The sequence below is a fragment of the Chitinophaga fulva genome (assembly GCF_012927205.1).
Lineage (GTDB): Bacteria > Bacteroidota > Bacteroidia > Chitinophagales > Chitinophagaceae > Chitinophaga > Chitinophaga fulva.
This window is the reverse complement of record NZ_JABBGC010000001.1, coordinates 4038157-4057018: the sequence shown is the minus strand read 5'-3', so window position 1 is coordinate 4057018 and position 18862 is coordinate 4038157. Positions and strand designations below refer to the sequence as shown.

Genomic DNA, 18862 nt, shown 5'->3' with positions numbered 1-18862 from the left:
GTATTATTGGATGGCATACACGCGGTAAGTTATTTTTCCCGGCGCGGAAAAGCGGCCTACGGCCACGGCCACCGTGTGATTAAGCCAGGCATATTGGGGTGCGCTGGTTTCAAAAACCGGTGTTGACCGGAAGTAGTAGTCAGCCGGCGAAAGTTCATAGCCTCTTCCTGCCTGCAATAAGGCGGCATTTTTCCCGCTGGCATAATTGTAGCCGGCATAGCTGATATAAATAAGGGCGCCGTCGGCTGTTTTGATGGTGGCGCGCGAGTCCATTTTAAAAGTGGTGGAATCCAGCGCGAGCCCCCATTCGCCGCTACAGTTCAGTAATGTCCCATTGATTTTATCTCCTTTTACCATGCCTTCCTTAAACGGAAAGATCAGTCGCGTTCCCTTTAGTACCGGCCCAACGGCCTGTGGCGGGTCGAGGCTGATTTCCAGGTCAAATAAAAATGCCGATTTGAGTTCCTGTGCCTGCAGCTGCATGCCAAAGCAGGTGGAACAAAATATGATAAGAAATATTACTTTTTTCATGTTGATCAGGGTTTGATTTTTTCCAATACATTAGTTCGCTTTACCGGGCGATTTGTCAAAGAAGTCATTTACCTCACCAATAGCTGTCCGGGTGCATCGCATAATAATATCCTGCAGATCAGTGCCAGATGAATGAAGCGGGTCAATCGCCTTGACGAGCACGGTCCTTAAGTCGAAGAGCTCCGATCGGTTAAATTTCTTCGACCCTTTTACCAGGTCGAGTTTCATTCGCTGCTCCTGCTGGTCCTGTTTGGCATTAAAGATGCCATTCAGCTGGCTGCATTGGTCGCAGACCCCATTTTTATTGACCAGGGCGCACCGGTGGTCAAAAATGTCCGTCATCGTTTCCCGGGAGCCGTTCAGCAGGTGTTTCACCACGCCTTCCGTCTTATCCAGGATGAGGCAAATTTCTTTCACCTGGAAGTCATAAATATCTTTCAGGATCAGGGCCACCTGGTTTTCGATGGGCAGGGTTTTGGAGATGCAGGTAAAACAGAAATCGATGTGTTCTTTCATCTCATAGGCCCCGGCATTGAAGGTGCTATGAACGATCCTGAACGACTGGGCGATCTCCGCTGAGCCTATTGCCAGGCTGGCGCCCTGGTCCTGTGCGTCGACCGGCCATCTTCTTAATTTCTTCAGATGATCATATGCCAGGTTAGTAGCTATCTTAAACACCCAGGTTTTGAGGGAGGACTCCTGGTTGAACGTGGATATTTTATCAAATGCCCTGATGAAAGTATCATGTGTCAGGTCATCCACATCATTCCGGTCTGTTACCAGGCGATAGAGATATGATTTCAGCTGGTTTTGGAATTCCGCAAACAGTTGCTGAAAGGATGTAATATCCCCGGTCAGGGCTTTATGGAGTATGGCTTCTCTTTCCATTGTAACAGTTTTAAGGCTTCTATAATACATTTATTTTCCCGCAATCAAAATCGACAATATGGCTGTTAAAAGCCACGCCATTCTCAGAAACGAGGAAGGCGGCCGTTTCGCCCAGCTGTTTCAGGGTAGGTCCTGATTCCAGGAGATCGAACCGCGTGTAGTTCAGGGCCATTTCTTCCCGTGGGATGCCCGCCAATGCGGAGAAGTCGCTGATCATTCCCTGGATCTTTTGGGTCTCCATCAGGGCGCCGGAGCAGATGCAGATGGATTTGATACCGTGTTTGCCAAATTCGGCCGCCATTACCCGGGTCAGTCCTTCTATGGCCGCGCAGGCAGCGGCAAATCCCGCCATATTGGGGGTCTTGGTCTTCGCCATAGATGCGTTGAACAGCAGGATGGTGCCGGCTGATCCGGATTCGATCATGTACCTGGCGGCCACTCTGGATGTCAGGAACTGTGATCCGCAGATTCTTTGCAGTGGGTTCATAAATTGTTCGAAGGTGGCCATCGTTGTAGGGGTACCACTGCCGGCATCTTTATAGTAGCTGCCAATGCCATTAAATACCATGTCCAGTTTGCCATTATCAGCCACCACCTTCTTTAGATAGGCATCGATCTCCGGTTCGTTCAGTGCATCTACCTTGCCGGCTTCGGCGCGGCCGCCACCGGCAACGATTTCTTCGGCCAATGCCCTGGCCACGTCCAGGTCCCGGGCAGTCACATATACGATAGCTCCATGTTGGGCGAATGCGCGGGCAACGGCTCCTGCCACTTCCCCTGATGCCGCGAAAACCACGGCTACTTTGTCTTTTAAAGTGTTCATTTTGTGTCGCTTTTTCTTTTGGACGATTGAGCGGCACAAAACGATCGGTTTTTTGAGAAATAATGCAGCAATCAAAATAACTGATTGATTATAAATAGCATCAATTATCAACAACTTTAACCAGAACCTACGCTTTATTGACTTTCTCCTATGTTATATTGACAACAGCCGGGCATGATAAAAAGAAATTTCATGCAATGATTACTTTTGAGAGCTATCCCTGCAAACAGTTATAACTGTTGTCAAATACCAACCAAAATCATCTCTATTTTCCAACAGCTTAATGGATGTTGCAGGGGAACAGTGAACAATATTTTTTGACTATCTGATCAATGAAAAAAATAATTATTACCACCTTTCTGCTGGGATTCTTCCTGCCGGCACGTTCGCAAAATGTCAACTCCGCACCGGTTGTCATTCCCGGATTACAGGAATGGCACGGAGGCAACGGACAATTTACCCTTCGGCCGGCAAGCACTATTGTATTGGAGCCTGCGTCTTCACAAGCGTTATCGGCCACAGCACGCATCCTGCAGCAGGACCTGCTGCAATTAACCCATATCGCTTCCCTGCCCATAAAGACAGGCATGCCGGCAGCCGGCGATATTTTCCTCAGTTTGGACAAGGCAGATACCATCCTCGGAAAAGAAGGTTACGAACTCGCTGCCGCGCGGGACGTACTACGCATATCCGGCATTGAAAACAAAGGCGTATTCTGGGGTACCCGCACCTTATTGCAGGTACTGGAACAGGACAGCAGCCATATTCATTTCCCTTGTGGGACCGCCAGAGACCGCCCCCGCTATGAAGTACGCGGGTTTGTCCTGGACGCGGGCCGCAAATTTTTCAGTCTCGATTTCCTGCGGCAGTATGTGAAATTCATGTCTTATTATAAGATGAATGATTTTCACATCCATCTCAACGACAATGGGTCCTACAAACACTTCAACAAAAACTGGGACAGCACCTACGCGGCATTCCGCCTCCAGAGCGATTTCTATCCGGCTCTCACCGCGAAGGACGGCTCTTATTCCAAACAGGAATTCAGAGACCTGCAGGCACTGGCAAATGCTTATGGCGTCAACATTGTCCCTGAAATAGATGTGCCGGCACATTCACTGGCCTTCTCCCAGTTCCGCCATGAAATTGGCAGTAAAAAATACGGCATGGACCATCTCGATCTTGATAACCCGGTGACCTACCAGGTGATCGACAGCGTGTTCATGGAATACCTGGCAGGGCCGGACCCTGTCTTCACCGGACCGGAGGTGCATATCGGCACTGATGAATATAACAAAGAAGCGGCAGAACAATTCCGTGCTTTTACAGACCATTATATACACCTGGTAGAACATTATGGCAAAAAAGCAAGGCTCTGGGGCTCCCTCACCCATGCGAGTGGTAAAACACCCGTTAAAGCGAAGGACGTAACCATGAACCTATGGTACAATGGCTATGCTGATCCAATAGAAATGAAAAAGCTGGGGTACAATCTTATCTCCACGCCTGATGGCTGGCTGTATATCGTCCCTGCTGCTGGTTACTACTATGATTACCTCAACCTGCGCACCTTATATGACAAATGGGAACCGGTACAGGTAGGGAAAGTACGGTTTCAAGATGGCGATCCGCAAATCAAGGGAGGTTCATTTGCGGTATGGAATGACCGTGTCGGCAATGGCATTACGGAGAAAGATGTTCACGACAGGGTGTTCCCTGCCATGCAGGTCCTGGCCCAGAAAATGTGGCGTGGCACTGATACTACGCAGGCCTATGAAGCCTTCGCCACCAAAGCTGCCGCGATCGGAGAAGGCCCCGGCGCTAATATGCGGGGCAAGCTAACCGCAAACAATGGACTGGTATTACAATATGAGCCTGGCACACACAAAGGCAAAGATCTTTCCGGCAGCGGCAGGCACATCGTTGGTACCACCCGGACGGCTATACGGAAAGATGGCATTCATTTCTCCGGAGGCAAAAGCTTCGCTGAAACACCGGTACCGGAAATCGGCTACGACTATACGATCAGCTTCAGCGTGAACCCGGACGCCAACAATGCATCCAATGCAGTATTGTTTAGTTCTCCACATGCGACCGTTAAACTGAAACAACAACAGACCGGTAAACTGGGCTTCTCCAGAGAAGGCTATGACTATACGTTTGACTATACCGTACAAGCCAACCGGTGGACACAGATCGCCATCAGCGGTGACCATAAAGGCACCCGCCTGTATGTGAATGGCACCCTGGTGCAAAACCTGGAGAAGCAGAAAGTAGCTTTCCCCGGGACCAATGACTCTATGAGAATAGTACAAACGCTCTTTTTCCCGCTTAAATACATTGGAGATACGACGCATGCTTTCAAAGGTGTCATTAAAGACCTGAAAGTCTGGAATACTGCCGACAAACTAAAATAGCAGGTCCACCAAACGTTTATTGGCATGACGAAATATCCTCCGTATTCCGAACCGACAGCTCCGGTGAATGAGCGACTATTACTGGAGCTGATCGCATCGGGGGATGAAAGAGCATTCGGCACGTTGTATGAGCTATACTGGAGGAAGGTTTTCACCTACCTCCTTCGTCTCACCAAATCACGTGAAACAGCGGAAGAACTGCTCTCTGAGATATTCACCAAATTCTGGTCCAACCGGGCTACGGCCCCCGACATCCGTGATGTAGACGCTTTTTTAGCTACCATGACCTATCATAAAGCCATTGACTTTTTCAGGTTAGCTGCAAAGGAAAAAAAGATACAACAACGAATAGCCGCTGAAATTGCACGTCACCAGTTGTATACAGAAGAGGAACAGATGGTGAACAAGGAGAACACCGCATTGCTCCGTGAAGCCATCAGCGAGCTGTCCCCCCAACGGAAACTGGTTTTTACCCTTAGCAGGGAACATGGCCTTACACACCAGGAGATTGCCAGACAATTAAATATGTCTCCCCATACTGTAAAGAAAACGATGTCCAACGCTATTAAGACAATTAGGGCCTTCCTGAGCAGGCACGGGCTGGACAACTTGATGATATTTATGATCTGTTACTTCCTGTTGCATTTATTTTTTTTATTCTCCGGTACTACCACCGCCTTTTTTTTACGTCCGTTATCTGTACAGAAGATAACGGAAGATGGACAACCAACAGGAACGCTTACATTTCCTATTCAATAAATATTTATCAGACACCATCACTGCCGGTGAACAGGAAGAGCTATGGGCATTGATAGATACCCTGGCAACTGCCGATGATTTCCCCGAAAGTATCAGGGCTGCCTGGAATGACCCTCCAAAGCGGGATGTCTTCACCGGAGTTGACAGCGTCCATATCCTGGACAGCATATTAAGACAACCGAAAAAACGGCCGGTCGCAACGCTTATCAGCAAACACTGGTGGAAAATTGCCGCATCATTATTGATGCTGTTCGGCATACGTTTTTTCTTTCAGTCTCGTGCTGTCAAACCGACCGCCAGCCGCCATGCCCCTACCCTTCCCGCACAAAAGAAAGTAGTACTGACGCTTTCCAATGGAGAACCGGTAGTACTCGATGACAAGGCTGCCGGCACCATAGCCCGGCAGGGCGACATACTGGTCATCAAACACACTGACGGCAGTCTTTCGTATACCCGTGGCAGTAATAGTTCATCCGCTGACAGTTACAATACGGTGTCTACTCCCACAGGCAGTCAATATCACCTGGAGCTGCCAGATGGGACAAAGGTCTGGCTAAACGCAGCCTCGTCCATCAAATACCCGTTGGCCTTCTCCCCTCAAAAAAGGAACGTGGAGATATCAGGTGAGGTGTTCTTCGATGTAGCGCAACAAGCGGCGGTACCTTTTGAGGTAAGCTCCGGAGATATGCAGGTACAGGTATTGGGCACCTCTTTTAATATCATGGCTTATAAAGACGAAGGCTGCATCAAAACCACGCTGATAACCGGAATGGTAAAGGTGATCAAAGGCACAGGCAGTTGTCAGCTCAGGCCCGGCACCCAGGCTGTTTTACCATCAGGAGGAAATAATTTTCAATTGGTGAAGGCCGATGTACAGGAAGTACTCGCCTGGAAGGAAGGTGAATTCCGTTTCCGCGATGCCGATATATCGTCTATCATGCGACAGGCAGCACGCTGGTATGATGTGGAGGTATCCTATCAGGGGCCTCTTCCTTCCAACAAATTTTATGGAGTCATTCCCCGGCAGCATAATATCTCCGAGTTGCTGGAGGTGCTGGAAATGACCGGCCATGTCCATTTCCGTACCATGGGCCGGAAGATCATTGTCATATCGGGAGCAAAATAATTTTATCAACCAAACTACATTGTCATGACAGGATAATCAACCAAAATCCCGTAAAAAAAGCCGGGGTGACTGGTACTCACCTCCGGCATGCATTCCGGGCAAAAGCGCAAAATAAGGTAACACATCATTTCACCTCTAAACCCAAAACCGTACTAAGGTATGAAGTTTACTGCATCAGGCCAACGCATCTCTCCGCATTGGCAATTAAAACTATGGACGATCATGAAACTTAGCGTCTGGCTAATGGTTATCGCATTACCGATTAGCGCCAAAACATACTCGCAGCAGGTTACCATCAACAAAAAAAACTGCAGGCTGGAGTATGTATTCGAATGTATCAAACAACAAACCGGACTTTCATTCATTGTGGACAAGGCATTGCTCGACAGTGCCTTGCCTGTTTCCCTACATGCGACCAATGCATCGATGGCCAGCGTACTGGCCAAATGCCTCGATTTTCAGCATCTTGATTATCGTATATCCAACCAGGTAATCGTTGTCAGCAAAGCCGACAACAGCAAAGCCTCCCAACCAGTCGCCCCTCCGGCAAGACAATCCTTTCCCGTGTCCGGCATTATAACAGACGACAAAGGCGCCGCGCTGCCCGGCGCCACCGTGTTGTTGAAGGCGAACGGATTTCAACAGGGAAGCGTTGCAGACGCCAACGGGAAGTTCTTGCTGAACAATATACCAGGAGGAAACTATACCCTGGAAATATCGCTGATGGGATATGGAAAGTACAGCGAAAACCTACAGGTGAATGCCGATACCCGATCGCTGGAGATACGTTTGTCTCCCAGTAACCGTACAATAGACGAAATAGTGGTAGTAGCCTATGGCAAACAACGGAAAGCCGATCTGACAGGGTCTGTTTCAACCGTTTCTTCCAGGCAGCTGGAGAACCGGCCACTGACCAACCTCACTAACGCGCTGCAAGGCACCATGTCTGGCGTTACCGTTGTGCAGAATAACGGGCAGCCGGGAAAAGACGCAGGGTCCATCAAAATAAGAGGGATCGGCACACTGAACAACAGTGATCCGATGATCGTGGTAGATGGGGTGATCAGCTCCATGAGCGATGTAAACCCCAATGATGTGGAGTCCGTCACCGTGTTGAAAGACGCCGCATCTGCTGCCATATATGGCTCCCGCGCGGCCAACGGCGTGGTACTCATCACCACCAAAAAAGGAAAAAAAGGGCGGTTGCAGATACGTTACGATGCCTACCTGGGCAAACAAAAGGCCACACGCCTTCCCAGCTTTCTTCCATCGTGGCAACAGGCAGCATTTTACAACGAAGCGCTCAAAAATGAAGGAGCACCTCCCAAATGGACCGATACTGATATTCAGCAATTCAAAGATGGCAGCGACCCCACCGGCGCGCACCCTAACACCGACTGGCTGGCTCTTCTGTACAGGGGCAGCGGATTACAGCACAATCATTACCTCAGCCTGAGCGGAGGCGATGAAAAAACGCAATACCTCGTTTCACTCGGTTATCTCGACCAGGAAGGGATCATCAAAGGGACCAATAACAAGCGATTCACTACAAGGGTAAACATCAGTTCCCATGTCACTAAAAAGACAACTGTCTTTGCCAACATCGGTTACCTCTACGATCCGTTCAAAGAGCCGGTAAGCTCCTATCCCGGAGCCACCAGCCTGTCACTCATTACCTTTGTGGCCAACCAGGTATCCAATGTAGTGCCTTATAAATTCCCTAACGGCGAGTATGGTTATGGACCTAATGGCAATCCTATTGCTTCGCTTGAACTGGGTTCATTCAACCGCACGCAGCGTTATACCCTTACCGGCAATGCCGGAGCTGATATCGAACTGGCAAAAGGGCTTCATTTCAAACCAAATTTCGGATACCGGCTCAATATAGACCAGGGACAAAAGTTCGTGAAGGACATACAGTTCTATGATCCCAATTCCGGGGTCCCTACAAAATACCAGGGGCCCAATAATCTTACCAATAGTGATGATGCCTCCACCTATACCAACCTGCAGGCTATTTTGGAGTATGGCATAGCCCTGGACCAACATCACTTCAAACTGCTTGGTGGCGGCTCCCAGGAGTATACACGCTATCGGGAAAATTCCATGTACAGGGAAAAATTCCTCAACAACAGCATTTCAGAGATCAATGCCGGCCCCTCAGCAGGCCAGACAAGCAAAGGGTTTTCCAATGAAGTGGCCCTCAGGTCTTTCTTTGGACGTTTTAATTACGACTACAACGAAAAATATATCTTTGAAGCCAGTCTCCGCTATGATGGTTCTTCCCGTTTTGCACCCTCCCGTCAATGGGGATTGTTCCCTTCTTTTTCAGGTGGATGGAACATTGCCAGGGAAAATTTCTTCGCGCCGATACGGGACATCATTCCGGAGCTGAAACTCAGAGGCTCCTGGGGACAACTGGGCAATCAGAACGTAGTGGGCAACTATCCTGCTATTTCCACTGTTTCCTCCAGCCAGGACTACTCCTTTAATCAGGTCATCGCTCCGGGAATAGCCCCTGTTTCAGGCGCTAATCCGGATATCAGCTGGGAAGCCACCACTACTACTGATTTCGGCCTGGATGCCTCCCTGCTGAACCATCAACTTACTTTCAGCGGAGGCTACTTTATCCGTAAGACCACCGACATCCTGTTGGCGCTGCCCATAGGCGCCCCCTACAGCCTTTCTGCCCCTTATCAGAATGCCGGCGCTGTTAGCAATAAAGGATGGGAATTTTCAGTGGGTTATAATGGCGAACTGCATGATGTCCATTACAGTGTTAATGCCAATGCCACCTTTATCAATAACCGCATCACCAGTCTTAAAGGAAGCGGGCCTTATATCAACGGTGGTACCTTCCAACAAGTAGGATACCCTATCTATTCCTTCTATGGCTATGTCTGCGAAGGTATTTTCCAGACACAGGAAGAAGTAAACAAACACGCCAAACAAACAGGCGGTGTGACAGCACCCGGTGACCTCATGTACAAGGACCTCAACCAGGATGGAAAGATAGACGGTGCAGACCGCACCTACCTGGGCAGTAACTTCCCGAAGGCCACTATCGGTTTTAATCTGGCCCTTGACTGGAAAGGCTTTGACCTGAGCGCATTCTTCCAGGGAGCACTCGGGGTAAAAAACTATGTACAGTCCAATATGATGGGAGGTGTTGGCGCCAACAGCGGCAAGCCCACTACCATCTTTCTTGACCGGTGGACACCGGAAAATCATTCCACTACTTTTCCCCGGTTATGGTTTTCCTACAAAAACAACGGTCCAAGTAACATGCCCTCTTCTTTCTGGATCAGGGACGCCTCTTACCTGCGTCTCAAAAACCTGCAACTGGGCTACAATCTGCCCAAAACACTGGTGCACCGTATTGGCCTGGAGAATGTGAAGGTTTACTATAGTGGACAAAACCTGTTGACGTTCACCAAATTTTACAAATGGGTAGATCCCGAAACTGCGCAGGCAGAATCAGGCTACAACTATCCCCAGGTAAAAATCAATACCGTAGGTGTAAACGTGCTCTTTTAATCAACTAAAATCATGATCATGAAACGTAACGGAATAATAGCTGCATTGCTCCTGGCCGTTGCCTCGCTGGCCGGATGTAATAAAGACTTCCTCAACAGGGCCCCGCTGGACGCATACAGCAACGGTACCTTGTGGACCACCGTGAATGATGCAACAGTGGCGCTCAACGGCTGCTATCACAACTGGGAAAGCGGAAGCAATATCATCTACTACGATTGTTTTACAGACAACGCCTACGACCAATACCCCTGGGAAGGATTCGAACCCGTGGCACAGGGTAATGCTACTCCCGTAAATACAGGGTCTGCCAACAGATGGAACTATAAAACGGTCCAGAAATGTAACTGGTTCCTGGAGAATATTGACAAAACACCCATGGACGCTGCGCTGAAAAAAAGAATGAAAGCAGAGGCCAGGTTCCTGCGGGATTATCAATATTTCGCTATGAGCCAGCTCTACGGCGATGTTCCGCTGATATTACGCACCGTTTCATTAGACAGTGCCAACCTGGTGAAGCAAACGCCTAAACAAGAAATCATAAAATTCCTGCTCGATGAACTGACTTCCATTGCCGCTGATCTGCCATTGAGTTATACCGGCACAGATCAGGGAAGAATTACCCGGGGGGCAGCACTGGCCCTTATGGCACGCATTCAGTTATTTAACGCCGACTACCAGGGCTGTATCGTCACCTGTAAGCAATTGATGAACTCTCCTTTCGCCTTCGACCTGTTTACCAGCTACAGTGACCTTTTCAGACCTGCATTTTCCGGCAACAAGGAAGTCATCCTTGATGTACAATACCTGAAAACATATAACTCATTTGGAGATTTGGGCGTGCTGCCCCCCAATTCCAAAAGCGGACAAAGTTCTGTGGCCGTCACTCAAAATATGGTAGACGCCTATGAAATGAGCAACGGTAAAACCATTGATGATCCTGCATCCGGCTATGATCCGGTACAGCCTTTTGTAAACCGGGACCCAAGACTGGACGCTACGGTACTGCGGCCGGGACTTCGGTGGGAAAACAGCTACTTTAATCCGCTGGACAAAAAGTCTCCTGATTATTATCAAAACGGTAACTGTCCGCCTACAGGTTATAATTCCAAAAAATTCATTTCCCATCTCTCTGAAGACTTTGACGACATCTGGAACGTAGGATTGAATTTTATCGTTATCCGTTATGCAGAGATACTCCTCTCCTATGCAGAGAGTAAAATTGAGACCGGGGAAATAGACGCCTCCGTATATGACGCGATCGACAAGGTACGCACACGTGCCGGTCTGCCGCCTGTTGACCGAACAACCTATAACGACCAGGCCTCGCTCCGGAAGTTGATCAGGCGGGAGCGCAGAGTGGAATTTGCCATGGAAGGGCTCCGCTGGTATGATGTACAACGCTGGAAGATAGGCGCCGACGTCCTGAAAGGGCAGGTAACCGGTTCGCTGAACGGCTCCGTAAATCCGAACACCGGAGCGCTGACGCTCGATCCTGCATCCAGGATACGGGTAGGCAGCCCCCGTAACTTCGATCCTGCCAAACATTATCTCTGGCCCGTCCCGCAAAAGGAGATAGACCTGAATAAAAACCTGAAACAAAATCCGAATTACTAAGGCACGATGTCAGGATAAGCAGCGGGTGACAATTAAAAACTGCCACCCGCTGCTTTTTTTGATCCCGGGCTCAATAAAACATAGGTGTTCGCAAATATCACATCACCTTTAAAAGGTTAGCCACGCTACATTTGTGAGCCAGACTTTACACTTTTCTTCCAAACCGGGAGAACATATTCTCCTTTATTTATCCAACAGATGAAAAGAAATTTCGTTATCACTTTTTTATTAGTCTCATTTGCTGTGCTTATCTATCAGTGCAAGGTAACGCAGCCGCACACTGCTGCCGGTGACGGCCCGAAACAACCGCTGTTGCCGAGAGACACTGCCGGAAGAATAATTGTGCGTTCCAATCCGGACGGGAGATATCTCTCACCCCAGGAAAGCCTTAACAGCATTTATCTTCCTAAAGGATACTCGTTGCAACTGGTAGCCAGTGAGCCAATGATCAAGGAACCAGTGGCTATTGCCTGGGATGGTGATGGTCGCCTCTTTGTATCCGAAATGCTGACTTATATGCAGGATGTGAACGGCACAGGGGAAAACGAACCGGTGTCCCGGATATCATTGTTGGAGGATACTAACGGGGATGGTGTCATGGACAAATCCACCGTATATATAGACAGCCTGCTGTTACCAAGAATGATGCTCTGTGTCGGGAAAAAACTGTTGGTCAGTGAAACTTATACCAACAATATCTGGTCTTATGAAGATGTAAACGGAGACGGAAAGGCAGATAAAAAAGTGCAGGTTTTCGGAAACAGCGCCCGGCATACAGGTAACCTTGAACACCAGCGAAGCGGGTTGATATGGAATATAGATAACCGTATTTACACTACATATGAAAATCTCCGCTACCGTTATATCAACGGAAAGCTGGAAGCTGACACCATGGCCACCGGGCTCGGTCAATGGGGAGTAGGGAATGATAATTATGGCAGATTGTATTTTTCTCTCGCCGGCGGAGAGGTCCCCGCGTATGGCTTTCAGATCAATCCCTTTTATGGCCGCTATGATGTGCCACGGCAACTCGATAAGGATTTTAACGCCGTTTGGCCGATCATTGCCACTCCTGATGTTCAGGGTGGCGAGGCAAGACTACGTGCTGACAGCACCCTGAATCATTTCACCGGTTGCTGCGGCCAGTCTGTTTTCAGAGGCACCGCACTGCCTGATGACCTGAAAGGCGATCTGCTGATCTGCGAGCCTGTAGGACGATTGATCCGCAGAGCGAAAGTATCTGACGAAAACGGCATAAAAGTCTTAAAGAATGCCTATAACCAGGAGGAATTCATTGCTTCCACCGACATGAATTTCCGTCCTGTGAACACGGCCACCGGCCCTGATGGTTGCCTCTATATCGTAGACATGCATCGGGGCATTATCCAGGAAGGTAACTGGACGAGAGAGGGCAGTTACCTACGGCCGCAGATATTAAAGAGAGGATTAGACAAGAATATCGGTCACGGCAGGATTTACCGGTTGGTATACAATGGTTACAAGCCTGGTCCTGCTCCGCAAATGCTCCGGCAAATGACCTCAGCACTGGTCGGCTATCTCGCGCATGCGAACGGCTGGTGGAGAGACAATGCACAGAAAGAGATCATCATCCGGGGCGATAAGGCTGTTGTGCCCGCATTGCAGGAAATGGTGAAAAGCAACCCCGATCATCTGGCCCGGCTTCATGCACTATGGACACTGGAAGGCCTGCAAAGCATTGACGAAAACCTGTTGGCCATTGCGCTAAAAGATACACACGCACAGATAAGAAAGGCGGCCATCAATATCAGTGAACAATACCTGAAACAACATGATGACAATATACTGCAGCTGTTATCTCCGCTGGTAAACGATCCGGACAATGATGTACAGCTACAGCTGGCCGCTACCCTGTCCCGTTACAATGGAGACAATGCAGGCGCACTCGTGAAAGAACTGATGCTCCACTCAACAAACAGGAAAAATCTCGAAGATGTAACCCGACTAATAGAAAAGAACCGGAGCCGGAAATTGTTCGGTATTGATCTGGCCGGGTTAACAGACAAGGACAAAACTATTGTCCTCAAAGGCCGCGAAACCTTTCAACAGGTATGCGCCACCTGCCACGGTGAAGACGGAAAAGGAATCGTTATCGGCAGCAACCCCATGCCGGCGCCGCCGCTGGTAAACTCCCCAAGAGCGGGCAACCCGGATATGCTGATCGCAATTCTGCTGCATGGCTTAACAGGCCCGGTGAACGGCAAAACCTACCCGGACGTAATGGCCCCTTTAGGCGCGGGCAACAGCGATGAATGGGTGGCCAATGTGCTCAGCTATGTACATTACCGTTGTAAGCCGGAAAACAGCCCATTCAATATCATCAGTCCCTCCGATGTAAAAAAGATCAGGGATTTCACCCAATCACGCACGGAACTGTTTACCACCGAAGAGCTGAAAAATTTTAATACAAACACCGTTATCAAACCTGCTGCCACTATCGAAAAAAAGGCAGTAGTAAAAAAGACAGTGGCCCCCAGCCAACCGGTCAATAAAGCCAATCCAAACACGACAGGGAAATTACTGCTTGCCAAACAGGATTGCAACGCATGTCATAAGCCAGATATTAAACTGGTAGGTCCATCGTTCAAAGCCATTGCTCAAAAGTATCCGCATACAGAAGCCAGCGTGAACAAACTCGCCAACAAGGTGATAGCAGGCGGAGTGGGCAACTGGGGACAGGTGCCAATGACGCCGCACCCTGCTTTAAGTGTTACAGATGCCCAAAAAATAGTACGGTATATATTGTCGCTTTGAGGAAATCCGAACGGAAAAACACGTTGTTTTTATAAACAAAAAAGGCCTGTAAGTCAAACCTTACAGGCCTTTTTGCTTTCACCATCCATACGAAATACCGGCTGGTTTTTCCATGTTTGGAGACTGTACACCTCCAGCATATTGCCAATTTCAGATGCTTTTTTTGCATGGTGATATGTAACTGCTTTTTTTTATCTAATTTTATTTTATTACTCAACACAACCTTTAGAGGAGCCCAACTGTAGAAGAAGAATCATTAACCCGACAAGCTAACTTGTTTCTCAACAATAAATGAAGACCCTATGACTTGTTTTCACTTCATCCTATCAGATTTTAATTAGTAGTGCTGAAATCCGCTACCGGATAGCCAGTACTTAGCATTTACACTAAGCGATCAGCAATACCAGGCAGGGCTGCATGCCTGCTTGTAATCCCTTTGCCCAACGCGAAAGGGATATGTCAAACATCTCCATGGTGCTTACCAGAGGAGGGGGCCGACGTTTGCACATAACTGTTGCACTTACCATTTATCACCATAATTTCAATTGAGTACTATGAAAAAAGTCAATCTGTCGAGCACATTATTAGCGACCATGCTTGTTGCTACTGTTTTAAGTTCCTGCCAAAAAAAGGAGGCATCTTCAATTGGAGATGAATCTCATACCTCACCGGGAGATGCAAAAGCAGAAGTATATCGCTTTCAACGCAGCGGCAACACTATCCAGGCTTATTATCGCAATCACCTGGTGGATCTGCTTGAAATTGAAAACGGGATGTACCTCTTAGGAGGCGATGTGGTCCTGAAAAGAGAAGATATCAGGATGCCGGGAGATCCACGGACCGAAAGCACCACAAATGGCGTTGCCTGGCCAAACAAAACTATTTATTACAGGTATGATAATACCGCTTCAGACAATCTCAAAAACCATGTATGGCCGGCTGCTACACAGATGTGGGTAAATGCAGGACTGGGCCTTCAGTTTGTGTATGATCAACAGGCAGTGCAGCCGAGATATATTGTGCTGGGTGAAAACCAGGACCAGTCGGCATATTCGACCAGCATCGGTGCGCCGGCAGGAAGCATGAGGATCTCCATAGACCTCACCGTTTATGGCGCCGGGAACCTTGCCCATGAAATAGGACACGCGCTGGGCCTGGAGCATGAACAAACGCGTCATGACCGGGAACTGTTTGTGTTGGTCAATACCGCAGGTCTTACCCCCAACTGGGCATACCAATACAACATCAAATCAAACGCCACGCCTGTTGGCCCATTCGATTTCGGCTCCATTATGTTGTATCCCAGTCAAAATAATCGTCTCACCAAACTGGACGGAACAGGATGGCCGACAAACCGCCGGAACCCTTCTGCTACCGACATCCTGGGCATCAACTACAAGTACAACATCACTTCTTATACCAGTGACGGTACTTATGAATTAACGACACAGCTCATCAGCCGCAAAGCCCTGCAGGCAGACAACCTGCATGATAGCATTTTTGCGGGTGCCGTGAGAGACACATTAGCGCAGCGATGGAGAGTAAGGCACCAGAATAATGGATTTTATAAACTCACCGCATGGAGGGACTCCACCAAATGCCTGACCAAATCAAATACAGGCATTGTATTACAGACGTATACCGGTGTTGATAGCCAGTTGTGGGCAATTACCCCTTCTTATATTAATCAATACTTCAGGTTGGTCAGCAAAACCGATAATAAATTATGCATGAGCCTCGATACCACAGGTGTAGGTATCGCGCGGCCAGCTGTAGCAACCAAAGGGTTTAAAGTGGACACAGCCCAACAATGGCAGTTAAGAAAGATTCAATAATGTTGGCTGTTTTAACATGTTAAAAAAGAGGCGCCTCATTCCTGAGGCGCCATTTGTTTGTTTAAAGCTGGCCCGGAGGTGATTACTTCCGGCCCTCCCCCACATATTAAGATGTCATTAGCATTTTAATTAAAAAAGGATACTTACCTTTAGCCACATGTTACGGACAATCTTTTTAGCGGGTGTTTTCATGTCGGCTATGGCTGCAAAAGCGCAGACAGTGCCGGTTTTCGGTGCCGGCCACCGCATGGAGTCGGCTTTCGGCTCCCCTCAGCGGGTCAACGATACCAGCAACGTTCACAAAAAATGGTTTACGACCAAATATGTGGGCATCTCCACCGGCGTTATCGCCTTTAACGGCGGGAGCAGTTCCTTTATGTCGGTACCTTTGGGACTACAGCTCAACCGTCAGCTGACCAATAACCTGTTCGCCTTTGGCGGCGTATCAGTGACGCCGTATGTTTTCCGTTACAACAATGTGCCGTATCAGCCTGCGATTAACAAGAATAGTGGCTTCATGCAAACAAGTAACGTTGCCGCCTATTCAGATGCGAAAGTAGGCATCATGTATATCAGCAATGACAGGACTTTCTCCATTTCCGGCAGCATTGGTGTAGGCAGAGGCACCTACCAGGGCTATTCTCCGTTTTATGCCCCGATGTACGCCCCGATGCGATAACCGGGAAAAACACGCCGGCCATGTTTAACTATGAGTTTGCCAAACCGCAGCACCAGCTATTAACGCCTTATGTTGAATACTTCGTTCAACTGGGCGGTACCGGTGTATTGTTCAAATCTATCTATTCCCGGCTTAATACTTCTTTCCTGATGGATTTTGATCAGGGTACTTTTTACGATGGACAGTCCATAAAAACAGGACTGTTGAACGTGAAAGATAAGATGGTCCAATTCAGCCCTGTTGCCAGTCATTCCGCTCCTGCAGATAAATTTTTCGTTAGCTTCACCCCTTATGGATTAAGTGTATTTACCAGGCTGCCCATGCAGGAATTAGGCAGTGGCGCGGTGTCCGGAGAAGATATTTTCGGAAGCAGCTTTTATCAGTTGTACGAGCAATTGCAATCGTTGCCTTTTGCCGCGCGGGTTAGTTTGTTTGAAGCGTTTCTATTGCAGCGGTTCACCGCACCACATGCTTCTCATCAGCTTATTGTTGATCTGGCAGATGGAATTAAAAATAACATAGGCAGATCTCCATTCGGGCAGCTACAGGCACTGCCATTAAGTGAGCGACAGATAGAACGAAACTTCAAGCGGTATATCGGCATCAGCATGAGCCGCTTTCTTCGCATTTCCCGTTTTGAATGGGCCAAACAACTCATTGCCAACCAGCCATCCCTGCGGCTAACGGACATTGCACATCTGGCGGGGTACTTCGACCAGTCCCATTTTATTGCCGATTTTAAACGGCTCACCGGCGTCAGTCCAAAAAACTTTCAGATGTGTTGTTCCTCGCATCAGAGAATGTCGGTATGATACAATTCCAAACCAGGTTGCGGTGATAGTTTTGCCTATAAACTCCATTTGATTTATGCAAAACAGGAATCGTATTTTAGTAGTTGGCGCCACTGGCCAGCAGGGCGGCGCCGTGGCCCGTGTATTATTAACAGAAGGATGGATGGTACGCGGATTTACCCGTGACACCACCAGTACCGCTACACAGGAACTCACCGCCCTGGGAGCGGAAATGGTAAAAGGAGATCTGGCTGACCAGGCCTCCATTGATGAGGCCATGGAAGACGTGTATGGTGTCTTTAACGTACATCCGGGGCCATTGGCCGTGGACCAGGACGAAGTACAGGCCGGGAAAAATATCGCCGATGCAGCGAAGGCGCACCGGATTTCCCACCTGGTATATAGTTCCGCTATTGGTGTAGACCAGGCAGCGCAAACCGGGATGCAAACCGAAAAAGCAATCGTAGAAAAGTATATTCAGGCCACAGGCATCTCCTATACCATATTGCGGCCTGCTTCTTTTATGGAAAACTTTCTCAACCCGAAATTCGGACTACAGGGCACTTCATTTACCACCGCAGCGCTACCAACTACCCAAATGCAGCTGATTGCGCTGGAGGATATCGGTAAACTGGCAGCCATGGCCTTCCGGCAGCCCGAAGTATTTGATCAGAAAATCATAGAACTGTCAGGCGATACCTTAACCCCCGTGCAAATGGCAGCCGCCATGAGCAAAACCACCGGTCTGCACATCACCTATGAACTGCTTCCCATGGAAACACTACGACAGCTCAATCCCCGATTCGCCAGAGGCTACGAATTCCTCAACTCCGGTAAGACCACCAAAGCAGATGAGGAAAGCCTGCGCAACATTCATCCGGACCTGCTGACGTTTGAAGCATGGCTGAAGAAAACAGGCGCGAAAAAAATGATGAATTAAGTACGCTTCAACACAATAAAGCAGAACGCCCGGTATAGTACCGGGTGTTCTGCTTTATTGATATCTCTTTCAAACAGACTTACTGCCTTAGTCCTGAGGCGCCATTTGTTTGTTTTGTCAATACCTGGT

Annotated in this window: 13 protein-coding genes; 10 read left to right on the top strand and 3 right to left on the bottom strand. The window is 48.6% G+C overall.

The features are described 5' to 3' along the window. Positions 1–3 precede the first annotated feature (3 nt). Genes HHL17_RS16485 through HHL17_RS16475 form a run of 3 tightly spaced genes read right to left on the bottom strand, consistent with a single transcriptional unit; the run spans position 4 to position 2242 of the window. Positions 4–531, bottom strand: coding sequence for a DUF3237 domain-containing protein (locus tag HHL17_RS16485; RefSeq protein ID WP_169225776.1), 528 nt, complete (start codon positions 529–531; stop codon positions 4–6). Positions 532–561: 30 nt separating this feature from the next. Next, positions 562–1419, bottom strand: a complete 858-nt coding sequence (locus HHL17_RS16480) for an RNA polymerase sigma factor (RefSeq protein WP_169225775.1) — start codon at positions 1417–1419, stop codon at positions 562–564. A gap of 19 nt (positions 1420–1438) precedes the next feature. After that, positions 1439–2242, bottom strand: a complete 804-nt coding sequence (locus tag HHL17_RS16475; RefSeq protein ID WP_169225774.1) for an SDR family NAD(P)-dependent oxidoreductase — start codon at positions 2240–2242, stop codon at positions 1439–1441. Between the two features lie 332 nt (positions 2243–2574). Here HHL17_RS16475 and HHL17_RS16470 point away from each other — a divergent pair, with 332 nt between their 5' ends. From HHL17_RS16470 to HHL17_RS16425, 10 genes are all read left to right on the top strand, one after another. Continuing rightward, the gene (locus HHL17_RS16470) at positions 2575–4659 is read left to right on the top strand and encodes a family 20 glycosylhydrolase (protein WP_169225773.1); all 2085 of its coding nucleotides are present in this window, start codon (positions 2575–2577) and stop codon (positions 4657–4659) included. 24 nt (positions 4660–4683) lie between these two features. After that, on the top strand, positions 4684–5418 hold the full coding sequence (locus HHL17_RS16465) for an RNA polymerase sigma factor (RefSeq protein ID WP_169225772.1): 735 nt from the start codon (positions 4684–4686) through the stop codon (positions 5416–5418). Continuing rightward, a complete protein-coding gene (locus HHL17_RS16460; RefSeq protein ID WP_169225771.1) occupies positions 5378–6544 on the top strand; it encodes a FecR family protein in 1167 nt (388 codons plus the stop codon). Before HHL17_RS16465 ends, HHL17_RS16460 begins: the two co-directional genes overlap by 41 nt. A gap of 159 nt (positions 6545–6703) precedes the next feature. Continuing rightward, positions 6704–10081, top strand: a complete 3378-nt coding sequence (locus HHL17_RS16455) for a TonB-dependent receptor (protein WP_169225770.1) — start codon at positions 6704–6706, stop codon at positions 10079–10081. An 18-nt stretch (positions 10082–10099) separates the two neighbouring features. Further along, positions 10100–11695 (top strand): RagB/SusD family nutrient uptake outer membrane protein, encoded by a 1596-nt coding sequence (locus HHL17_RS16450; protein ID WP_169225769.1) that lies wholly within the window; start codon positions 10100–10102, stop codon positions 11693–11695. A gap of 198 nt (positions 11696–11893) precedes the next feature. Then, entirely contained in the window at positions 11894–14488 is a 2595-nt protein-coding gene (locus HHL17_RS16445) for a DUF7133 domain-containing protein (RefSeq protein WP_240975436.1), read from the top strand. Between the two features lie 554 nt (positions 14489–15042). Next, positions 15043–16323: a M12 family metallopeptidase gene (locus HHL17_RS16440; protein ID WP_169225768.1), complete on the top strand. Its 1281-nt coding sequence runs from the start codon at positions 15043–15045 to the stop codon at positions 16321–16323. A 157-nt stretch (positions 16324–16480) separates the two neighbouring features. After that, positions 16481–17002: a hypothetical protein gene (locus HHL17_RS16435; RefSeq protein WP_169225767.1), complete on the top strand. Its 522-nt coding sequence runs from the start codon at positions 16481–16483 to the stop codon at positions 17000–17002. 20 nt (positions 17003–17022) lie between these two features. After that, positions 17023–17814, top strand: coding sequence for a helix-turn-helix domain-containing protein (locus HHL17_RS16430; protein WP_169225766.1), 792 nt, complete (start codon positions 17023–17025; stop codon positions 17812–17814). Between the two features lie 55 nt (positions 17815–17869). After that, the gene (locus HHL17_RS16425; RefSeq protein ID WP_169225765.1) at positions 17870–18733 is read left to right on the top strand and encodes an NmrA/HSCARG family protein; all 864 of its coding nucleotides are present in this window, start codon (positions 17870–17872) and stop codon (positions 18731–18733) included. The last annotated feature ends 129 nt before the right edge of the window (positions 18734–18862 follow it).

What these genes read in the sequence shown, in the direction of transcription:
- HHL17_RS16485 (WP_169225776.1), bottom strand. Translation starts at nt 531, where the DNA reads ATGAAAAAAGTAATATTTCTTATCATATTTTGTTCCACCTGCTTTGGC.
- HHL17_RS16480 (WP_169225775.1), bottom strand. Translation starts at nt 1,419, where the DNA reads ATGGAAAGAGAAGCCATACTCCATAAAGCCCTGACCGGGGATATTACA.
- HHL17_RS16475 (WP_169225774.1), bottom strand. Translation starts at nt 2,242, where the DNA reads ATGAACACTTTAAAAGACAAAGTAGCCGTGGTTTTCGCGGCATCAGGG.
- HHL17_RS16470 (WP_169225773.1), top strand. Translation starts at nt 2,575, where the DNA reads ATGAAAAAAATAATTATTACCACCTTTCTGCTGGGATTCTTCCTGCCG.
- HHL17_RS16465 (WP_169225772.1), top strand. Translation starts at nt 4,684, where the DNA reads ATGACGAAATATCCTCCGTATTCCGAACCGACAGCTCCGGTGAATGAG.
- HHL17_RS16460 (WP_169225771.1), top strand. Translation starts at nt 5,378, where the DNA reads ATGGACAACCAACAGGAACGCTTACATTTCCTATTCAATAAATATTTA.
- HHL17_RS16455 (WP_169225770.1), top strand. Translation starts at nt 6,704, where the DNA reads ATGAAGTTTACTGCATCAGGCCAACGCATCTCTCCGCATTGGCAATTA.
- HHL17_RS16450 (WP_169225769.1), top strand. Translation starts at nt 10,100, where the DNA reads ATGAAACGTAACGGAATAATAGCTGCATTGCTCCTGGCCGTTGCCTCG.
- HHL17_RS16445 (WP_240975436.1), top strand. Translation starts at nt 11,894, where the DNA reads ATGAAAAGAAATTTCGTTATCACTTTTTTATTAGTCTCATTTGCTGTG.
- HHL17_RS16440 (WP_169225768.1), top strand. Translation starts at nt 15,043, where the DNA reads ATGAAAAAAGTCAATCTGTCGAGCACATTATTAGCGACCATGCTTGTT.
- HHL17_RS16435 (WP_169225767.1), top strand. Translation starts at nt 16,481, where the DNA reads ATGTTACGGACAATCTTTTTAGCGGGTGTTTTCATGTCGGCTATGGCT.
- HHL17_RS16430 (WP_169225766.1), top strand. Translation starts at nt 17,023, where the DNA reads ATGTTTAACTATGAGTTTGCCAAACCGCAGCACCAGCTATTAACGCCT.
- HHL17_RS16425 (WP_169225765.1), top strand. Translation starts at nt 17,870, where the DNA reads ATGCAAAACAGGAATCGTATTTTAGTAGTTGGCGCCACTGGCCAGCAG.